18 protein-coding genes are annotated in these 16906 nt (G+C 34.2%); 11 read left to right on the top strand and 7 right to left on the bottom strand.

The features are described 5' to 3' along the window. Positions 1 to 253 precede the first annotated feature (253 nt). The gene (locus M0D21_RS02240) at positions 254 to 775 is read left to right on the top strand and encodes a hypothetical protein (RefSeq protein WP_248326038.1); all 522 of its coding nucleotides are present in this window, start codon (positions 254 to 256) and stop codon (positions 773 to 775) included. Between the two features lies 1 nt (position 776). Here M0D21_RS02240 and M0D21_RS02235 read toward each other — a convergent pair whose 3' ends face one another. Continuing rightward, positions 777 to 1493: a hypothetical protein gene (locus tag M0D21_RS02235; RefSeq protein WP_248326037.1), complete on the bottom strand. Its 717-nt coding sequence runs from the start codon at positions 1491 to 1493 to the stop codon at positions 777 to 779. Between the two features lie 50 nt (positions 1494 to 1543). Then, a complete protein-coding gene (gene aroB / locus M0D21_RS02230; protein WP_248326036.1) occupies positions 1544 to 2614 on the bottom strand; it encodes a 3-dehydroquinate synthase in 1071 nt (356 codons plus the stop codon). 168 nt (positions 2615 to 2782) lie between these two features. On the opposite strand from aroB, the gene M0D21_RS02225 reads away from it, so the two are divergent. The 4 genes from M0D21_RS02225 to M0D21_RS02210 are packed head-to-tail and all read left to right on the top strand — an operon-like array spanning position 2783 to position 5905. Next, positions 2783 to 3955, top strand: a complete 1173-nt coding sequence (locus M0D21_RS02225) for a proline dehydrogenase family protein (RefSeq protein WP_248326035.1) — start codon at positions 2783 to 2785, stop codon at positions 3953 to 3955. Continuing rightward, positions 3955 to 4335 carry a VOC family protein gene (locus tag M0D21_RS02220; RefSeq protein ID WP_248326034.1) on the top strand — a complete coding sequence of 127 codons (381 nt, stop codon included), beginning with the start codon at positions 3955 to 3957 and terminating at the stop codon, positions 4333 to 4335. The genes M0D21_RS02225 and M0D21_RS02220 overlap by 1 nt, the downstream gene beginning before the upstream one ends. Before the next feature lie 13 nt (positions 4336 to 4348). Next, positions 4349 to 4918: a pentapeptide repeat-containing protein gene (locus M0D21_RS02215; RefSeq protein WP_248326033.1), complete on the top strand. Its 570-nt coding sequence runs from the start codon at positions 4349 to 4351 to the stop codon at positions 4916 to 4918. Positions 4919 to 4969: 51 nt separating this feature from the next. Continuing rightward, on the top strand, positions 4970 to 5905 hold the full coding sequence (locus M0D21_RS02210; protein WP_248326032.1) for an alpha/beta fold hydrolase: 936 nt from the start codon (positions 4970 to 4972) through the stop codon (positions 5903 to 5905). A 14-nt stretch (positions 5906 to 5919) separates the two neighbouring features. Here M0D21_RS02210 and pdxR read toward each other — a convergent pair whose 3' ends face one another. Then, on the bottom strand, positions 5920 to 7410 hold the full coding sequence (pdxR, locus tag M0D21_RS02205; RefSeq protein WP_248326031.1) for a MocR-like pyridoxine biosynthesis transcription factor PdxR: 1491 nt from the start codon (positions 7408 to 7410) through the stop codon (positions 5920 to 5922). A gap of 112 nt (positions 7411 to 7522) precedes the next feature. Between pdxR and M0D21_RS02200 the strand changes: the two genes are divergently transcribed. Genes M0D21_RS02200 through M0D21_RS02190 form a run of 3 tightly spaced genes read left to right on the top strand, consistent with a single transcriptional unit; the run spans position 7523 to position 9347 of the window. Continuing rightward, a complete protein-coding gene (locus tag M0D21_RS02200; RefSeq protein WP_248326030.1) occupies positions 7523 to 8182 on the top strand; it encodes a pyridoxamine 5'-phosphate oxidase family protein in 660 nt (219 codons plus the stop codon). 57 nt (positions 8183 to 8239) lie between these two features. Continuing rightward, positions 8240 to 8824 carry a DJ-1/PfpI family protein gene (locus M0D21_RS02195; RefSeq protein ID WP_248326029.1) on the top strand — a complete coding sequence of 195 codons (585 nt, stop codon included), beginning with the start codon at positions 8240 to 8242 and terminating at the stop codon, positions 8822 to 8824. Positions 8825 to 8828: 4 nt separating this feature from the next. Further along, positions 8829 to 9347, top strand: a complete 519-nt coding sequence (locus M0D21_RS02190; protein WP_248326028.1) for a GNAT family N-acetyltransferase — start codon at positions 8829 to 8831, stop codon at positions 9345 to 9347. Here M0D21_RS02190 and M0D21_RS02185 read toward each other — a convergent pair whose 3' ends face one another. The 4 genes from M0D21_RS02185 to porX all read right to left on the bottom strand — a co-directional run bounded on the left by M0D21_RS02185 (position 9348) and on the right by porX (position 13057). Next, entirely contained in the window at positions 9348 to 9722 is a 375-nt protein-coding gene (locus tag M0D21_RS02185; RefSeq protein ID WP_248326027.1) for a DUF4258 domain-containing protein, read from the bottom strand. 67 nt (positions 9723 to 9789) lie between these two features. Then, positions 9790 to 10992, bottom strand: coding sequence for an alanine dehydrogenase (locus M0D21_RS02180; RefSeq protein WP_248326026.1), 1203 nt, complete (start codon positions 10990 to 10992; stop codon positions 9790 to 9792). Between the two features lie 77 nt (positions 10993 to 11069). Beyond that, complete coding sequence (gene tsaE / locus M0D21_RS02175; RefSeq protein WP_248326025.1) at positions 11070 to 11483, bottom strand: tRNA (adenosine(37)-N6)-threonylcarbamoyltransferase complex ATPase subunit type 1 TsaE; 414 nt, start codon at positions 11481 to 11483, stop codon at positions 11070 to 11072. A gap of 23 nt (positions 11484 to 11506) precedes the next feature. Continuing rightward, complete coding sequence (gene porX / locus M0D21_RS02170) at positions 11507 to 13057, bottom strand: T9SS response regulator signal transducer PorX (protein ID WP_248326024.1); 1551 nt, start codon at positions 13055 to 13057, stop codon at positions 11507 to 11509. Between the two features lie 142 nt (positions 13058 to 13199). On the opposite strand from porX, the gene M0D21_RS02165 reads away from it, so the two are divergent. Genes M0D21_RS02165 through M0D21_RS02155 form a run of 3 tightly spaced genes read left to right on the top strand, consistent with a single transcriptional unit; the run spans position 13200 to position 16878 of the window. Then, complete coding sequence (locus M0D21_RS02165) at positions 13200 to 14429, top strand: HD domain-containing protein (protein ID WP_248326023.1); 1230 nt, start codon at positions 13200 to 13202, stop codon at positions 14427 to 14429. Between the two features lie 24 nt (positions 14430 to 14453). Further along, positions 14454 to 15482: a UDP-3-O-(3-hydroxymyristoyl)glucosamine N-acyltransferase gene (gene lpxD, locus M0D21_RS02160; RefSeq protein WP_248326022.1), complete on the top strand. Its 1029-nt coding sequence runs from the start codon at positions 14454 to 14456 to the stop codon at positions 15480 to 15482. Beyond that, positions 15475 to 16878 carry a bifunctional UDP-3-O-[3-hydroxymyristoyl] N-acetylglucosamine deacetylase/3-hydroxyacyl-ACP dehydratase gene (locus M0D21_RS02155; RefSeq protein WP_248326021.1) on the top strand — a complete coding sequence of 468 codons (1404 nt, stop codon included), beginning with the start codon at positions 15475 to 15477 and terminating at the stop codon, positions 16876 to 16878. The genes lpxD and M0D21_RS02155 overlap by 8 nt, the downstream gene beginning before the upstream one ends. Positions 16879 to 16906 lie beyond the last annotated feature (28 nt).

Here is a 16906-nt window from a genome sequence, read left to right as displayed (position 1 = left end):
AGGTTTAGTTTCAGTTTTGTTAAATAGTTAATATGTTATGAGATTTATAGTAGTGTTCTTAAATGATTATAGGAGTTTCAGGGAATTTGGCTTTTTAGTTTTATTTTTTAATCGGTCGTGTACTAGGGGGGTGAAAAGCGAATAGGGAAAGTGTTTTACCTCTGTTTATGTTAGATATAACGCTCATCAAGTATTTATAGGTTTGCGATAGATTAAAAGGATACTTTTTATATTTTTACTAAAAAATTAAAGCATGATTTTAGGTATTGGCTCTAGAATAAAACATCCGGAATATGGATTAGGTGTAGTTACAAATGTAACTTCAAAAATGTATTGGGTAACTTTTATAGAAAATGGTTTGGAAACCATTAATACTGACGATGATTTTGAAATAATTGAGGGAGTTGAAGATGAAGTAGATACTGTTAGTTTTTATGAGGTAGAAAAAACGTTAAAGGATATATTGAAACGATATAGTGATATTTCGGAAATAGTTCCAATAGCTGATAAGTGGAAAGGTGGTACTATGATATTGCAACCTGAAGATCCCAATCTAGCCTCTAAAGAATTACCTATAGATACTTTTTTTCATAAAATAGTAATGGTACGAGATCGTATTCGTGTAATGGAGCAAAAGATAAATAGCTCCAATTTAGATGAGCAAGAAAAGATTGATCTTCAGCAATATATTACCAGAATGTATGGAAGTTTAACAACATTTAATGTGTTGTTCAAGAACAAGTCACAACAACTTGTAGGAAGCAGGAGTAAATAAGTTATTTCTTATTCCAGGCTTTTACATTGGTAATTGGGATTTCAAATCCTAATAATCTATGTTTTTGTGCTAAATAGGCGCCACTATCGGTAGTTATCCAACCGTCCCAGGTGGCTTCGATACCTCCAATAGGAATAATCGATACCCACATTTTGTAGCTTGTTGGTAAATACCCTTCATCTACCTTCCATAGATATGAATCACCCGGAGTTGTTCCACCAGACTTATAAGTAACTAATAGACTTCTGGTTCCATCTTTGGCGGTAACAAGTTTCCTTACAACACCTTTGTCAAACAATTTGTAAGGCGCTAGCAACCAAAAAGAATCATTATTAAAATATCCTAGTGCCTTTTCAACTATTTTTTGAGTATTTCCTTCTAGTTTAACATCTCCTTCGTAAACGGTACTTTTGTCAGGTCTTTTTAAATCTAAGAGAACCTTATAATTATCCCATTTTACCTCTACAGATTCATTGCTTTTGTCCCAAATATAATGGTGCTTGTTTCTGAAACTCCATTGTAAATAATCGGTGTTTTTAAAAGCAGAATGTTTAACTGCTTGTTGAATTTTTAAAGCAAAGAGATCAGCGCCGTATCCGGCTTTTCCTTCTGGAAGTTTTTCGTTTAAAGAAAAATATAGAATAGCAATTGTAAGTATTAAAATTGCTCCAATACTTAATAAGAAAATCTTAATTAGCTTAAAAAGTTTCTTTTTCAAGGTAGTATGTTTAAATAATTAATATTGGCGCCAAAATTATAAAAAAAGACTTAAAGAGACATATAGTAGTCAAACGACTTTAGGATTAGCTCATTAGCTACTTTACAATTGTATTTGGCCTCACCAAGGGTGTTTAATAATACGAAATAGATATTTCCCTTTTCATTTTTTTTATCATGAATTAGAAGATCCATTATAGGTTGATAGTCTTCTTTATCGATAGTAACCTTAGGAAACGTGGCTAAAATAACAGCAGTGATATGTTCTAAATCATCTTTGGTGAGCGAAAGTTCTTCAGAAGAAATGAACGCTTCCATAATCATTCCTATGGCAATAGCTTCGCCGTGAAGTAAAGTTGGTCTTTCAGGATGAGTTAGATAATATGACTCAATAGCATGTCCGAGGGTATGACCAAAATTCAGGTATTTTCTAATGTTTTGTTCGGTAGGGTCTTCAAAAACTATGTTGTTTTTAATTACTACAGAATCATAAATCATTTGATCCAGATCTTCTAATTCTAATTTAGACAAGTCGCTAATTTTTTCCCAGTATTGTCGATCTTGAATTAATCCATGTTTCAACATTTCTGCAAAACCGCTACACATTTGATTTGTAGGCAGTGTATTTAGGTATTCGGTATCTACCAATACCATTTCTGACTCGCTAATAACGCCAATCATATTTTTTAGATTCCCTAAATCTACTCCTGTTTTACCGCCAACGGAAGCATCAACCATAGCAAGTAATGATGTTGGGATATTTATATAGTTAATCCCTCTTTTATAGGTGCAAGCAATAAATCCCCCCATATCGGTAACAACACCGCCACCTAAGTTGATCATTAAACTTTTACGGTCTGCACCCAGTTCAGACAGTACATTCCATATCCCACTACAGGTTTCAATATTTTTGTGTATTTCTCCTGGTTCTATTTCAATTACTTCAATATCGTATTCCTTTTCAATCTTACTCATAAATAGTGACAGACAAAACTCATGAGTATTGCTATCTACGAGTATGAATATCTTAGAATGATTAGCCTTTTCTAGATAGGCATTGAGTGCAGTGTAGCATTCTTGACCAAAATAAACAACAGAGTCTTTTGAGATGATGGGTTTCATACTTCTTTATAAATTTTGAAGCAACGAAATTAAGCAGAATTTGCAATAAAATAAACTTGCAAGTTCTATATTTGCACATATCGTAAAATAAAGGATGATAAATCAATAAAATTGGTAATATTATCATCGATATAGATACAATCTTAAAGATTCTTAAATTCAAAATTAATGGCGCAAAACAACTTGTTTGATAATACTAAAACTGCTTTCGCTTTAAAAAGCGATTCAGAACTAGAAAGAGCATATTTTTTATTTAAAATGATCTCTAATGAACCTTTGGTTCGAATAGGTACTGCAGTAACTAACTTTGCGATAAAAGCACATTTACCAGTACAAGGTCTGATTCGCGCTACTGTATTTGACCATTTCTGCGGAGGGGTAAGCGAAGAAGATTGTTTACCGGTGGTGGATAAGATGTTTTCTAAAGGTGTTGGTTCTGTACTAGACTATTCTGTCGAAGGTAAAGAGGAAGAGGCGCAGTTTGATGCTGTTTTAGAAAAAACGTTGGAAATTCTAGATTTTGCAGATCAAAAAGAAGCGATGTCGTTTGGCGTATTTAAACCTACAGGTTTTGGACGTTTTTTGGTTTGGCAAAAAAAGACAGAAGGAGTTGCTTTGACCGCTGAGGAGGAGAAAGAATGGGAAAGAATTGAAGAACGCTTCGATATTGTTTGTAAAAAAGCATACGATTGTGATGTGGCGTTGCTTATTGATGGAGAAGAAAGTTGGATGCAAGGAGCTGCAGATGAATTGGTGGCCAAAATGATGCGTAAATACAACAAGAAAAAAGCAATTGTTTTTAATACGCTACAGCTATATAGGCATGATCGTTTGGCTTATTTACAGCAATTACATGAAGAAGCAAGGGTATACGATTTTAAGATTGGAGTTAAGATTGTAAGAGGAGCTTATATGGAAAAAGAGAATGAAAGAGCAGAAGAAAAAGGATATCCAACACCTATCTGTCGAGATAAAGCGCATACCGATCAGAATTTTGATAACACCATGAAATACATTTTGGAACACATAAATGATATTTCGGTTTTTATAGGTACTCATAATGAGCATAGTAGTTATCTGGCTATACAATTAATGAATAAGTTGGGTATTGCAAAAGATGATAATAGAGTTTGGTTCGGACAGTTATATGGAATGAGTGATCATATCAGTTTTAATTTAGCCGAAGAAGGATATAACGTGGCTAAATATCTCCCGTTTGGTCCAGTGAGAGATGTGATGCCCTATCTGATACGTAGAGCTGAGGAAAATACCTCAGTTGCCGGGCAAACTAGTAGAGAGTTAAATTTATTATCACAAGAAAAGAAACGTAGAAAATTATAATGAATCTCAATCAAGTAACCGTTCCTTCGCTAAATGTAGAAGTTTCAATTTCATTTTATGAAAAATTGGGACTTCGATTAATCGTTAAAGCATTACCTCATTATGCCCGTTTTGAATGCGTTGAAGGCGATGGGACATTCTCTGTTCATTTGACTGAAGAACTCCCAAAGGGAGATGGAGTATATGTGTATTTTGAAACCTCTAAGTTGGATCAGGAGGTAGAACGTTTACAAAAAGAGGGGGTTCATTTTGATCTGCTTCCAACCGATCAAACCTGGTTATGGCGCGAGGCTAGGCTAAAAGATCCTGATGGAAATCAGGTGATCCTCTATTTTGCTGGAGATAATAGAAAAAATCCACCTTGGCGTATCGAGGAATAAAACTACAATATCTATGAGTACTTCAATACTAGATCAAAGGTTTGAAAGAAAAAATTTATCGGGACAAAAGTTGTCAGCACAGGAATATGATAATTGCCTATTTGAAAGCTGTGATTTTACCGATTCTAATTTATCTGCGATTACTTTTTTGGAGTGTAGGTTTGAAAATTGTAATCTTGGGAACGTGATGTTGAAAGAAGCGTCATTTCAGGATGTGCAGTTTTCTGGTTGTAAATTTTTAGGAGTTGATTTTGGTAATTGCAATGACTTTATGTTTTCTGTAAATTTTGATGACTGTATTCTTGATTACACAAGCTTTTATGGATTTGATATGAAACATACAATATTTAAAACTTGTAGCTTGAAAGAAGCAGATTTTACCGAGGCCAACTTGCAAGATTCTGTATTTCAACACTGTAATCTTAGTAAGTCTGTTTTTGAAAATACAAATCTCGAGAAGGTTGATTTTAGTACTTCTGAGCATTATACCATTGATCCTGAAAAAAACCGACTAAAAAAAGCTAAATTTAGCGAGAAAGGATTACTTGGGTTACTAACTAAACATGATTTAATAATAAAGTAACCTCTTTAAAGGTGTTCTTATATTGAAGTAATTATTCTTCAACGAATGTATATGGCATTAAAAAAGACTAAGACCAGATTATTGCTTTCGCTAGTCCTGCTAGGTATATTTATTTTTGGTGTTTTTCTTGTGAACAAAGACATACCGCTAGAGCAGTTAAAAGTAAAGTATACGAATTCATCTTCAAAATTTATGTCTTTGCATGGTATGCAAGTTCATTATAGAGATGAAGGAAAAGGTACTCCGATAGTTCTGCTTCATGGTACTGGTTCTTCTTTACACACTTGGGATGCTTGGACCAATGAACTTTCTAAAAAATATAGGGTCATACGAATGGATCTACCTGGATTTGGGTTAACAGGTCCTAATTCTCAAGGAGAATATAGTATTAACACATATACTAATTTTGTAAAAGATTTTATTTATGAACTACAAATAGATAACTTTTATCTAGTCGGAAATTCTTTAGGAGGTAACATAGCATGGAATTTTACATCTGCATATCCCACAAAAATAAAAAAACTGATATTGATCGATGCTAGTGGTTACCCGGGTAGAAAGGAAACCCCATGGGTTTTTAAACTCGCTCGTACTCCGGTAATAAATTCTATAGTACGATATGTTACACCTAAAACGATAGTAAGAAAGAACCTAGAGCAGGTTTATTTTGATGATAGTAAGGTCACTTCAATCTTAATAGAAAGGTACTATGAATTAACGCTAAGAGAAGATAATAGACAAGCATTTATCGATAGAGCAAAAACATCTTTTATAAATAATACAGATAAGCTAAAAAATATACAAACGAAAACACTTGTGTTATGGGGTAATGAAGATTATTGGATTCCAAAAACTCATGCCTATAGTTTTGTAAACGACATGCCTAATGCAGAATTATTTATTATTAACAACGTAGGGCATGTTCCTATGGAAGAAAACCCAGACGAAAGTTTGAAACCTTTGCTACGGTTTTTGCAAAAAGATTAAATGGCATGTCTTAGTTAGGTTTCGTATAATACGTTCATGACTTTTTCTAGGCGTGCAATAAATTCATAAATTTCTGGCTCATTTAAAGAAGCAAACCCCATCCTAATCCCATTATGTTTCAAATTATGAGGATCATATCGCTTCCATTCAGGATTTAGCTCAATGCCTAGTAAAGATGATTCTTTTATAATATCATCCCAGCTATATTTTCGTTTTAGCATTACCCAAACCGCCATTCCACCATTTGGAATTTCAAAATCGAAATAGCTCCCAAGCTTATTTTTTAATAATGAACAAAACAAATCTCTTCTTGATCTATAAATCTTAAGCACTTTATTTGAATGTCTTTGAATATCTCCGTTTTTAATCATTCTAGCCATGGCTAGTTCAAGTACAGGGTCTCCTTGACGATCAATTATTCTCCTTAGATTGGCAGCCTCATCTATAAAATCTTTGGACGCAATAATGTACCCAACTCTAATTGCTGGGGCAATAATTTTTGAGAAACCTCCAATGTAAATTACGTTTCCATGAGTGTCATTACTGGCTAGTGGTAAGATTGGGGCATGGCTGTAATGAAAATCATAATCATAATCATCTTCTATAATTGCAAAATTGTATTGTTGAGCAAGCTGTAGCAAATGCATTCTTCGTTCTGCAGACAGCGTCACGGTAGTCGGGTGGTGGTGGTGAGAAGTTACATATAGGGCTTTAATCTTATTTTTTTGACAAAGAGCTTCGATTTTGGAGACGTTAATACCTTCATTGTCTACTGGAATTGTGATTATCTCTCCACCTGCTTCAGCAAAAGTGTAGTTTGCAGTTAAGTAATTGGTTTCTCCAACAAGAATTTTACCTTTTTCTTTAAACAATATTTGCCCAGATAGATAAATTCCCATTTGACTTCCTCTGGTGATTAAAATATTATCTTTAGTAATTTGTAAACCTCGAGTCTGGTTTAGAAATGTAACTAGAAATTCTCTTAAATCAAGATTTCCATAGGTAGAGCCGTAAGCAAACAGGTCATTATGGTAACTTTTATTGGCTATACTTCGGTAAGTTTTCGAAATTTCATCAACAGGAGCCAAACGATGATCGGGAGAGCCGTCATCTACTTTTAAGATAGGCGTGTTCTTTGGAGTTATTGTACTATAGACAAGATCCGGTCTTTTTGTAAATGTAAATCCACTATTGGTCGTTGCTGAGGACTGGATGTCAAGATTTTTTTGCTTAATGGGAGTGATGATTGGTAGTTTTTGGCTAATAAAAGTACCTCTTGCTTGTTGTGTTTCAATCCATCCTTGTGCCAACAATTCATCATAAGCAGCAATAACCGTTTTTCTATGTACAGAAAGATCTTCAGATAGTTTTCTTGATCCTGGAAGTCGAGTAGAGGGTTGAAGCTTGCCGTCCTTGATTAATTTTATAATCTGATCACATAGTTGTAAATAAAGATTTCTACCAGATGTTCTGTCTAAAATAATACTGCTTTTGAAAGGAAACATAACTGGACTATTAAATATGTTTAAACTGGGTTGCTTTTATAGTCCATAAAGCTATTACTTTTGAAATCTAAAAGAAAGAGATTGTAGTTATTAATTTTTAAAAAGTGTTGTAATGGCAGAATATTCAATTACAAAATTAAATAAAGTTGTTAGAGGTCCTAAAAGAGCAATCTATGATATAGATACTATTAATAGTATACTAGATGATGCGTTCTTGTGTCATGTTGGTTATATATGGGACAATAAATCCATTGTAATTCCTACAGCTTATGGTAGAGATAACGATAAGATTTATATTCACGGATCCCTCAAAAATAGAATGATGCTTAGTTTATTAGAAGCTGGGGAGGCTTGCGTTTCGGTAACACACTTAGATGGGTTGGTATTGGCAAGATCTGCTTTTCATCACTCAGCAAATTATCGCTCGGTAAATGTGTTTGGAAAGGTTACAAAAGTAGATGATCCAGAACTTAAAATGAATGCTTTGGCGTGTATTCTAAATCATATGGTAGAAGGGCATTGGGATAATGTAAGACAGCCAAATAACAAGGAGTTTAATGCAACGCTGGTATTGGAAATTTCTATGGATAGTGCCTCTGCAAAAGTACGAGCAGAAGGAGTAAATGATGAACCAGAAGATCTTAATCGACCAATATGGGCGGGAGTAGTTCCTGTTCGGCAAGTGGCATCAAAACCCGAATCGGATAGAGGTTTGCAGGAAGGTGTTAGAGTTCCAGAGGCTGTTTTGAGTTATGTTGAACAGAATAAATAGTATTAAATGTTGGAAAATATTAGACATGCTTAAAAATAAAACTGAAAATTAATGAATATGAAAAGAAATGTAGGTATCTTAATTTTTGACAATGCAGAAGTTTTGGATTTTGCTGGACCCTTTGAAGTGTTTGCTGTAACATCTGAACTAAATAATTTTGAATTATTCAATGTTTTTACCGTTTCAGAAAAACTTGATCCAATTTCGGCGGTAAATGGGTTATCTGTAAATCCCACCTATAGTTACAAAGATTGCCCGCATATTGATATTTTAATAATATCTGGAGGTTTTGGGGCCCGTAAACAGGTTCATAATAAAAATACTTTGAGTTGGATTCAGAATGCTCATCAACAAACAGAGTACACCATTAGTATTTGTTCGGGAGCTATGCTGTTGGGTACACTTGGGCTATTGGATAATAAACCTTATTGTACACATCATGAAGTATATGAAGATATGATCAAAATGGTTCCTACTGGAATTCCGAAAAAACAAGAAAGGTTTTTTGGGACTGACAAAATGTATACCTCTGGAGGGATTTCGGCTGGAATAGATTTGTCTTTTCATATCGTAGAAAAGCTACATGGCAATAAAATAGCTCAAAAAACAGCCAAATACATGGAGTATAATCGAACACCGTAAGTACATGATTACTATTAGAAAAGCAACCATACAAGATGCGAAACATATCTCAAGTCTGGGAAAGAAAACCTTTGATCAGTCTTTTGGACATTTATTCAAAAATCGGGGAGACTTGGTCACATATTTAGATGAAACATTTTCTGAAGAAAAGATAGTGCATAGCTTGAATAAAGCTCATAATAAATATTGGTTGGTTCTTGAAGGTGAGTTTGCTATTGGATATGCAAAATTGCAATTACAGAGCGCTTCAGAGTTTATTGATAGTGATAAGGTTTGTAAATTACAGAGGATTTACTTTCTAAAAAACTATGTGTCAAAAGGTATTGGTAGTAAGTTGCATGATGCTGTGTTTGCTGAAGGATCTGAAAATGAAAGTGAATATATTTGGCTATCTGTACTAAAGGAGAATAAAAAGGCGATAACTTTTTATGAAAGATATAACTATACAATAATAGGAGAGCATCCTTTTACTATAGGAAGTCAAAAGTTTGATTTTTGGGTGATGGCAAGAAAGTTAAAGTAATTATTGGTTACTTTCTATACCATATACTTTGGCAATAGAATCGCAGTTTTCAATCTGTAACATAATAGTGCGATCGTTAACGATGCCTTCTACATGATATATTTTACAGGAGTCAAGTTTTGTGTTGCTTTTAGAGAAATTTACTTCTCCTTGCTTTAAAATTGAGGAAATATCTGCCGTATCGATACTAAAGTTTTGCATAGTTTGTAATACATCTTCAGAAAAAGCTCTTTCCTTTATTCTTATGTTCTTAAGAACCCTTGAATTAGGGCTATAATCACAAGAGGTTTTCTTTCCCCCTAGAAAAAAAAACAATAATATAAGTCCGATCGCAAACCCTCCAAGGTAATAAAACAAACGTTGCGCTAGTTTCATAAACAAATTAAATTGAAAAGGTTCAAAAGTAAGTAAAATTTACTACTTAAAAAGCAATTCTTTGGTACTAGATGATAAGTAAATTTATATCTCGGTAGGAAAGGTCAAACCAATCGGCAATTGGCTTGCTGGTTAAAATCCCATGATAAAAATAAAGTCCACTTTTTAGACCTCGATCAAACCGTACTGCATTTTCAATCCCTCCTTCATCTCCAATTTGTAATAGATAAGGAGTGAAGATGTTACTTATAGAAAGCGATGATGTTCTGGCATATCTTGAAGGTATATTGGGTACGCAATAATGAACGACACCATGCTTTTCAAAAGTTGGATGGTCGTGAGAAGTAACTTCACTGGTTTCAAAACATCCGCCCATATCGATACTAACATCGATAATCACAGCTCCGGTTTTCATACGCTCGACCATAGTTTCGGTCACTATTACTGGCGCTCTGTTTTTCCCTCTTACCGCTCCAATTACTACATCGCATCTTCTTAGTGCTTTTAGCAGATTTTTTGGTTGTATGGTTGAGGTAAAAAGAGGACGACCGATATTGGTTTGTATGCAACGTAGTTTGGTGATAGAATTATCAAATACTTTTACATTGGCTCCTAATCCTATTGCCGATCGTGCAGCAAACTCTCCAACCGTACCAGCACCTACTATAACTACTTCTACGGGAGGAACGCCACTAATGTTTCCCATCATGAGTCCAGATCCTGAATTGGTAACACTGTTCATAAGCTCAGATGCAATAAGTACCGCTGCGGTGCCCGCAATTTCACTTAATGCTCTTACTGCAGGGTAGGCGCCGTCTGCATCGCGAATAAATTCAAAACCTAATGCTGTAATTCTTTTTTTTGCTAAGCTCTGAAAGTATTCTTTAGACTGTGTTTTTAATTGTAGTGCAGAAATTAAAACGGTCTGCGGATTGATATGCTCTAATTCTTCAATAGAAGGCGGTTCTACCTTAAGAATTATAGGACATCCAAAAACTTTTGCTTTGTCATTGGTAATTTCGGCACCTGCTTCACTATAGTCTCTATCTGTAAAACTTGCTCCAATTCCGGCATTGGTTTCCAACAAAACCCTATGCCCATGAGATGTTAAGGCAGCAACGGCATCAGGAGTAAGACATACTCGTTTTTCTTGATAACTGGTCTCTTTTGGGATTCCTATAAAGAGTTTTCCTTTTTGGCGGGCTACTTCTATCATTTCCTCCTGTGGTAGCAACTGCTCTTTGGTAAAAGGAGATTGTGGTTTACTCATTTGTGCGAAATTCTTTAACTCAAATTACGAATAAAAAAGCCAAGAAAACAAATAGAATTATGTATTGTTGGTAGATCTTAGCTACTTTTTTCGATAGAAATCACTCTTTGATCTCCGTTTGCATGATTAATTTTAAGGAGTGTTACATGTTCTGGTAACAATGAGGAAACCTTATCGGGCCACTCAATAAAAACCCAGTGTCCCGAATCAAGATATTCTTCAAAACCAATGTGATAGGCCTCTTCTTCGTCTTCAATTCTATAGAAATCGAAATGGTAAATAAGAGTGTTATCTCCTTCGTATTCATTTACTAGCGAAAAAGTAGGACTAGATATGATATCGTTTACACCCAATTGTTTACAAATTTCTTTGATTAGAGTGGTTTTACCCACGCCCATTGGGCCATCGAACAATAAAATTTTACCATTAACGTTTTCAATGATCTTCTTCGCTACTTCGGGAAGGTCATCAAGTTTGTATTCCACTGTCATGTTTGGTGATATGTATGCTATTCTTACCTCGGATTAAGTATTACAAAAGGAATAATCATCTCTTCTAGTGAAACACCACCATGTTGGTATGTATTTCGATAATAACTTACATAATGATTGTAGTTATTTGGATAAGCGAAGAAATAATCTCCTTTGGCAAAAATAAAAGAACTACTCATATTTATTGAAGGAAGATGTATTTCTTTTGGATTAGTAGCCTCTAATACTTCTTTTTCTTCATAGGTAAGACTCTTCCCAGTTTTGTACCTTAAATTAAGGCTTGTGTTTTTATCTCCTATTACTTTTGAAGGGTTTTTTACGTTAATAGTACCATGATCAGTAGTAATAAGTAGTTTAAAACCTAATTGCTGTGCCTGTTGTATCATTTCGAGCAAAGGAGAATTTTTGAACCAGCTTTGCGTTAATGATCGGTAAGATTTATCATTTGAAGCCAACTCTTTTATTACTTCCATTTCTGTCTTACTATGAGAAAGCATATCTACAAAGTTGTATACAACAACGGTGAGATCATTATCTTTTAATCCCTTAAAATTAGCGGCAAGGGTTTTACCTGATCTTTCATTGGTAATTTTGTAATACTCATGTTTGATATCTAGCCCTAATCGCTGTAATTGTGCAGTTAGGAATTCATTTTCATTCATGTTTTTACCTCCTTCATCTGTGTCATCAAGCCAAAGATCGGGATGCATCTTTTTCATTTCTGACGGCATAAGTCCTGAGAAAATAGCATTTCTGGCGTACTGCGTAGCTGTTGGTAAAATACTGAAATAAGAGACTTCCTGATTTTTCTTGTAATAATTGTTAACTATTGGTTCAAAAGCTTTCCATTGATCGTATCTTAAGTTATCAATTACTACCAGTAGTGTTGGTTGATCTTTGCTTAATTCAGGAACTACTTTTTCTTTAAATAAAGTATGAGACATAATAGGTGCATCTTGAGAACCATCGAACCAGTCTCGGTAATTTTTATCAATAAATTTAAAGAACTGAGAATTCGCTTCTACCTTTTGAGATTCTAAAATCTCAAACATTCCGGTATCTTCGATGTCTTCAAGTTGTATTTCCCAATAGATTAATCTCTGATATAGTTCAGCCCATTCTTCGAAAGAATTGACCATAGCCATATCCATCGCAATTTTTCTAAATTCCTGTTGGTAGTTGGCAGTAGTTTTTTCTGATACTAGTCTTGAATTATCCAAATTCTTTTTAAGACTAAGCAGAATTTGGTTTGGGTTAACAGGTTTAATGAGATAGTCAGCTATCTTACTCCCAATAGCTTCTTCCATAATATATTCTTCTTCACTTTTTGTGATCATTACTACAGGAAGACTGTCTTTCTTTTCTTTAATTTCAGATAACGTTTCTATTCCCGACAATCCAGGCATGTTTTCATCAAGAAAAACGATGTCAAAATTATCATCATCAAGAATATCCAAAGCTTCCGTTCCACTTTGACATTTGGTTACTTCGTAGTTTTTTTGTTCCAGGAATAATATATGCGGTTTAAGTAAATCAATTTCATCATCCACCCACAAGATCTTTATTTTACTCATTAATTTTGATTTTATAATTTTTAAGATTGTTAATATAGCGTATTTACTCTTTATTTAAACTTAAGTATTGCTTAAAATTTTCATGATATGCAGTATATGAATACCATATATGTATATTTGCCTCAGTAAAATTAAAGTAAACTTGAAAACAAGAAATAAGCTCAAGATATTAAACGATCCAATTTACGGTTTTATTACCATTCCTAATGAACTAATTTTTGATCTTATAGAGCATAAATATTTTCAGCGATTACGTAGAATTTCTCAGATGGGGCTTTCTTATTTAGTTTATCCAGGTGCTCATCATACTCGTTTTCATCATGCCTTGGGTTGTATGCATCTTATGCAAAAAGCAGTGAGAGTTCTTCGTTTTAAAGGAGTTACTATTTCTGATAACGAAGAAAAAGCATTGTATGCAGCTATTTTGTTACATGATATTGGGCATGGTCCATTCTCACATGCCATGGAACACAGTATTGTTAATGAAATAAATCATGAGTCTATTTCATTGATGTTTATGGAGGAAATTAATCAAGAATTTAACGGGAGTTTAACGCTTGCTATTCAAATTTTCAAAGGAGAGTATCACCGAAATTTTTTACATCAGTTAATATCTAGCCAGTTAGATATGGATAGGCTGGACTATTTAAAGAGAGATAGTTTTTATACCGGAGTAGCAGAAGGTAACATTAATAGTGAACGATTAATAACAATGCTTACGGTTGTAAATGATGAACTTGTAATCGAGGAAAAAGGGATTTATTCTGTAGAAAAGTTTTTGCTTGCCAGGAGGTTGATGTATTGGCAGGTGTATCTTCATAAAACCAGCTTGGTCGCCGAAAGTTTGTTGATTCGTGTATTGAAAAGAGCAAAAGAGTTGGTAGACAATGGTAAGGATTTACCGGCAAGTGCTGCTCTGTCATTTTTTCTAAAGCATAAAATTTCGGAAGGTGACTTTACCACAGAAGTATTAGAAACTTTTTCTCGATTAGACGATTATGATATTGTATCTGCTATGAAAGAATGGATGAACTGTGATGATTTTGTGTTAAGCAAGTTGTCTACTATGCTTATAAATCGAGATTTGCTTAAAATTAAGATTAAGAAAAAGCCCTTCGATAGCTCAAAAAAAGAAAAACAGATTGAAAAGTTTACATCGAAATATAAAATTTCTGAAGATGAAGCACGTTATTTCATTTTTGAGGGAACCATTTCTAATCAGGCATATCATCAAAACAAACAGAATATTAATATCTTGTTTAAATCAAAGAAAATCGTTGATATTGTGAAAGCTACAGACGAATACAATCTAGAAGCTTTGTCAAAACCCGTAACTAAATATTTTATGTGCTCCCCAAAGTACAAACATTAACACATTTTTTATACTTTTGCTAGAATGATTTTTACAGCCACACAAATTGCGGGTATACTTAACGGAGAAATCGAAGGAGACGAATCTGTTGAGGTATCCAAACTAGCTAAAATAGAGGAGGGAACTGAAGGGTCTTTGACTTTTTTGTCTAATCCTAAATATACCCAATATATCTATTCTACTGATGCATCTATTACCATTGTAGATAAAAGTTTTGAAGCAGAATCTGAAATTAAAACAACTTTGATTAGAGTTGATGATGCGTATAAAGCTTTTTCACAATTGTTGGAATATTATAACATGGTAAAAATGAATAAAACAGGGGTTGAACAACCTAGTTTTATATCAACAACTGCCACTTACGGAGAAAATATATACTTTGGAGCATTTTCGTATATGGGCGAGAATGTGGTTATAGGAGGAAATGCAAAAATTTTTCCCAACGTTTATATAGGTGATAATGTTACCATTGGAGATAATGTAGTAGTTTTTGCAGGTGCAAAAATATATTCGGAAACCATTATAGGTAACGATTGCGTAATTCACAGTGGAGCTATAGTTGGAGCAGACGGTTTTGGTTTTACTCCGAACGAAAAGGGAGAATACAGTAAAGTGCCTCAAACCGGTAATGTAGTAATAGGAGATAATGTTGATGTTGGAGCGGGCACTACTATTGACCGAGCAACTTTAGGATCTACTATAATACGCAATGGTGTTAAGTTAGATAACCAAATTCAGATTGCACATAATGTAGAAATTGGCGAACATACTGCTATCGCTGCGCAAACTGGTATTGCAGGGTCGACCAAAATCGGGAAGCATTGTTTAATAGGCGGGCAAGTTGGGATTGCAGGCCATCTTACCATAGGTAATAAAGTTAGAATACAAGCCCAGTCTGGAATTGGAAGAAATATAAAAGACGGAGAAGCTATTCAAGGATCTCCAGCTCTCGGATATTCAGACTATAATAAGTCGTACGTGCATTTTAAAAATCTACCCAAGATTGTTGATAGAGTTTACAAACTAGAGAAAAAGATAGATAATAATGAGTGATATTGTTGCTAGTAAACAAAGAACCATTAAGGAAGAAGTAAAGCTTACAGGAGTAGGTTTACATACTGGAAAAAATGTTACTTTAACTTTTAAACCGGCGCCAGAAGATCATGGTTATGCTTTTTGTAGAATTGACCTGGAAGGGAATCCAATTATCGAAGCAGATGCTAATTATGTGGTGAATACACAAAGGGGTACGAACCTTGAGAAAAATGGGGTTAGTATTCAAACTTCAGAACATGTTTTAGCTGCATGTGTTGGACTTGAAATTGATAACCTTCTCATAGAGCTAGATGCTTCAGAACCTCCAATTATGGATGGTTCTAGTAAGTTTTTTATAGAAGCTTTAGAAGAGGCCGGTATAGTTGAGCAAGAAAAAGATAGAGAAGAATACATTGTAAAAGATGTTATTTCGTATACCGATGAAGATTCTGGAAGTGAGATTATAGTGATGCCTTCAGAAGAATATCAAATCACCACAATGGTAGATTTTGGCACCAAGGTACTAGGTACTCAAAATGCTTCCTTGAAGCATTTATCAGACTTCAAGCAGGAAATAGCAGATGCTAGAACGTTCAGTTTTCTTCATGAATTAGAAATGCTATTAGAGCATGGTTTAATAAAAGGGGGAGACCTTAATAATGCTATTGTTTATGTCGATAAGGAATTGAGTCCTGATACTATGGAGAAGTTAAAAGTAGCTTTTGGTAAGGATTCGATTGCAATTAAACCTAATGGAATTTTAGATAACCTTACACTGCATTACCCTAATGAGGCGGCAAGACATAAATTATTAGATGTTGTTGGAGATTTAGCACTTATTGGTACCAGAATAAGAGGGAAGGTTATTGCAAATAAGCCTGGACACTTTGTAAATACTCAATTTGCAAAGAAACTCTCTAAAATTATTAAAATAGAGAAACGAAATAAGGTTCCTCATTTTGATTTGTCTAAAGAGCCTTTTATGGATATTAATAAGATTATGGATATGCTTCCGCATAGACCACCTTTCTTGTTGATAGATAGGATTTTAGAGATGTCTGATAAGCATGTGGTAGGCTTAAAAAATGTTACGATGAATGAACCTTTTTTTGTAGGTCATTTTCCAGGAGCTCCGGTAATGCCTGGAGTACTTCAGGTTGAAGCCATGGCTCAAACTGGAGGTATTTTAGCTTTAAGTACGGTTCCTGATCCAGAAAATTATCTTACTTATTTTATGAAAATAGATAAGGTAAAGTTTAAACAACAAGTATTACCTGGTGATACATTAATATTTAAACTCGAGCTCATTACTCCAATTCGAAGAGGAATCTGTCATATGCAGGCTTTTGCCTATGCCAATGGCAAGTTGGTAACCGAAGCAGAGTTGATGGCTCAAATTGTAAAATCAAAATAAATTAAAATTCTTTGAATATTTGATTAGG

Source organism: Aquimarina acroporae, assembly GCF_023195925.1.
Lineage (GTDB): Bacteria > Bacteroidota > Bacteroidia > Flavobacteriales > Flavobacteriaceae > Aquimarina > Aquimarina acroporae.
The sequence above is the reverse complement of the archived record's forward strand: the minus strand, read 5'-3'. Positions and strand labels throughout refer to the sequence as shown.

Bases quoted from the DNA above. Each gene is read 5' to 3' on its own strand.
- M0D21_RS02190 (WP_248326028.1), top strand. From the start codon at position 8,829: ATGATTACTATTAGAAAAGCAACCATACAAGATGCGAAACATATCTCA.
- M0D21_RS02195 (WP_248326029.1), top strand. From the start codon at position 8,240: ATGAAAAGAAATGTAGGTATCTTAATTTTTGACAATGCAGAAGTTTTG.
- M0D21_RS02185 (WP_248326027.1), bottom strand. From the start codon at position 9,722: ATGAAACTAGCGCAACGTTTGTTTTATTACCTTGGAGGGTTTGCGATC.
- M0D21_RS02200 (WP_248326030.1), top strand. From the start codon at position 7,523: ATGGCAGAATATTCAATTACAAAATTAAATAAAGTTGTTAGAGGTCCT.
- porX (WP_248326024.1), bottom strand. From the start codon at position 13,057: ATGAGTAAAATAAAGATCTTGTGGGTGGATGATGAAATTGATTTACTT.
- M0D21_RS02240 (WP_248326038.1), top strand. From the start codon at position 254: ATGATTTTAGGTATTGGCTCTAGAATAAAACATCCGGAATATGGATTA.
- M0D21_RS02210 (WP_248326032.1), top strand. From the start codon at position 4,970: ATGGCATTAAAAAAGACTAAGACCAGATTATTGCTTTCGCTAGTCCTG.
- M0D21_RS02155 (WP_248326021.1), top strand. From the start codon at position 15,475: ATGAGTGATATTGTTGCTAGTAAACAAAGAACCATTAAGGAAGAAGTA.
- M0D21_RS02180 (WP_248326026.1), bottom strand. From the start codon at position 10,992: ATGAGTAAACCACAATCTCCTTTTACCAAAGAGCAGTTGCTACCACAG.
- lpxD (WP_248326022.1), top strand. From the start codon at position 14,454: ATGATTTTTACAGCCACACAAATTGCGGGTATACTTAACGGAGAAATC.
- M0D21_RS02220 (WP_248326034.1), top strand. From the start codon at position 3,955: ATGAATCTCAATCAAGTAACCGTTCCTTCGCTAAATGTAGAAGTTTCA.
- aroB (WP_248326036.1), bottom strand. From the start codon at position 2,614: ATGAAACCCATCATCTCAAAAGACTCTGTTGTTTATTTTGGTCAAGAA.
- M0D21_RS02215 (WP_248326033.1), top strand. From the start codon at position 4,349: ATGAGTACTTCAATACTAGATCAAAGGTTTGAAAGAAAAAATTTATCG.
- M0D21_RS02225 (WP_248326035.1), top strand. From the start codon at position 2,783: ATGGCGCAAAACAACTTGTTTGATAATACTAAAACTGCTTTCGCTTTA.
- pdxR (WP_248326031.1), bottom strand. From the start codon at position 7,410: ATGTTTCCTTTCAAAAGCAGTATTATTTTAGACAGAACATCTGGTAGA.
- tsaE (WP_248326025.1), bottom strand. From the start codon at position 11,483: ATGACAGTGGAATACAAACTTGATGACCTTCCCGAAGTAGCGAAGAAG.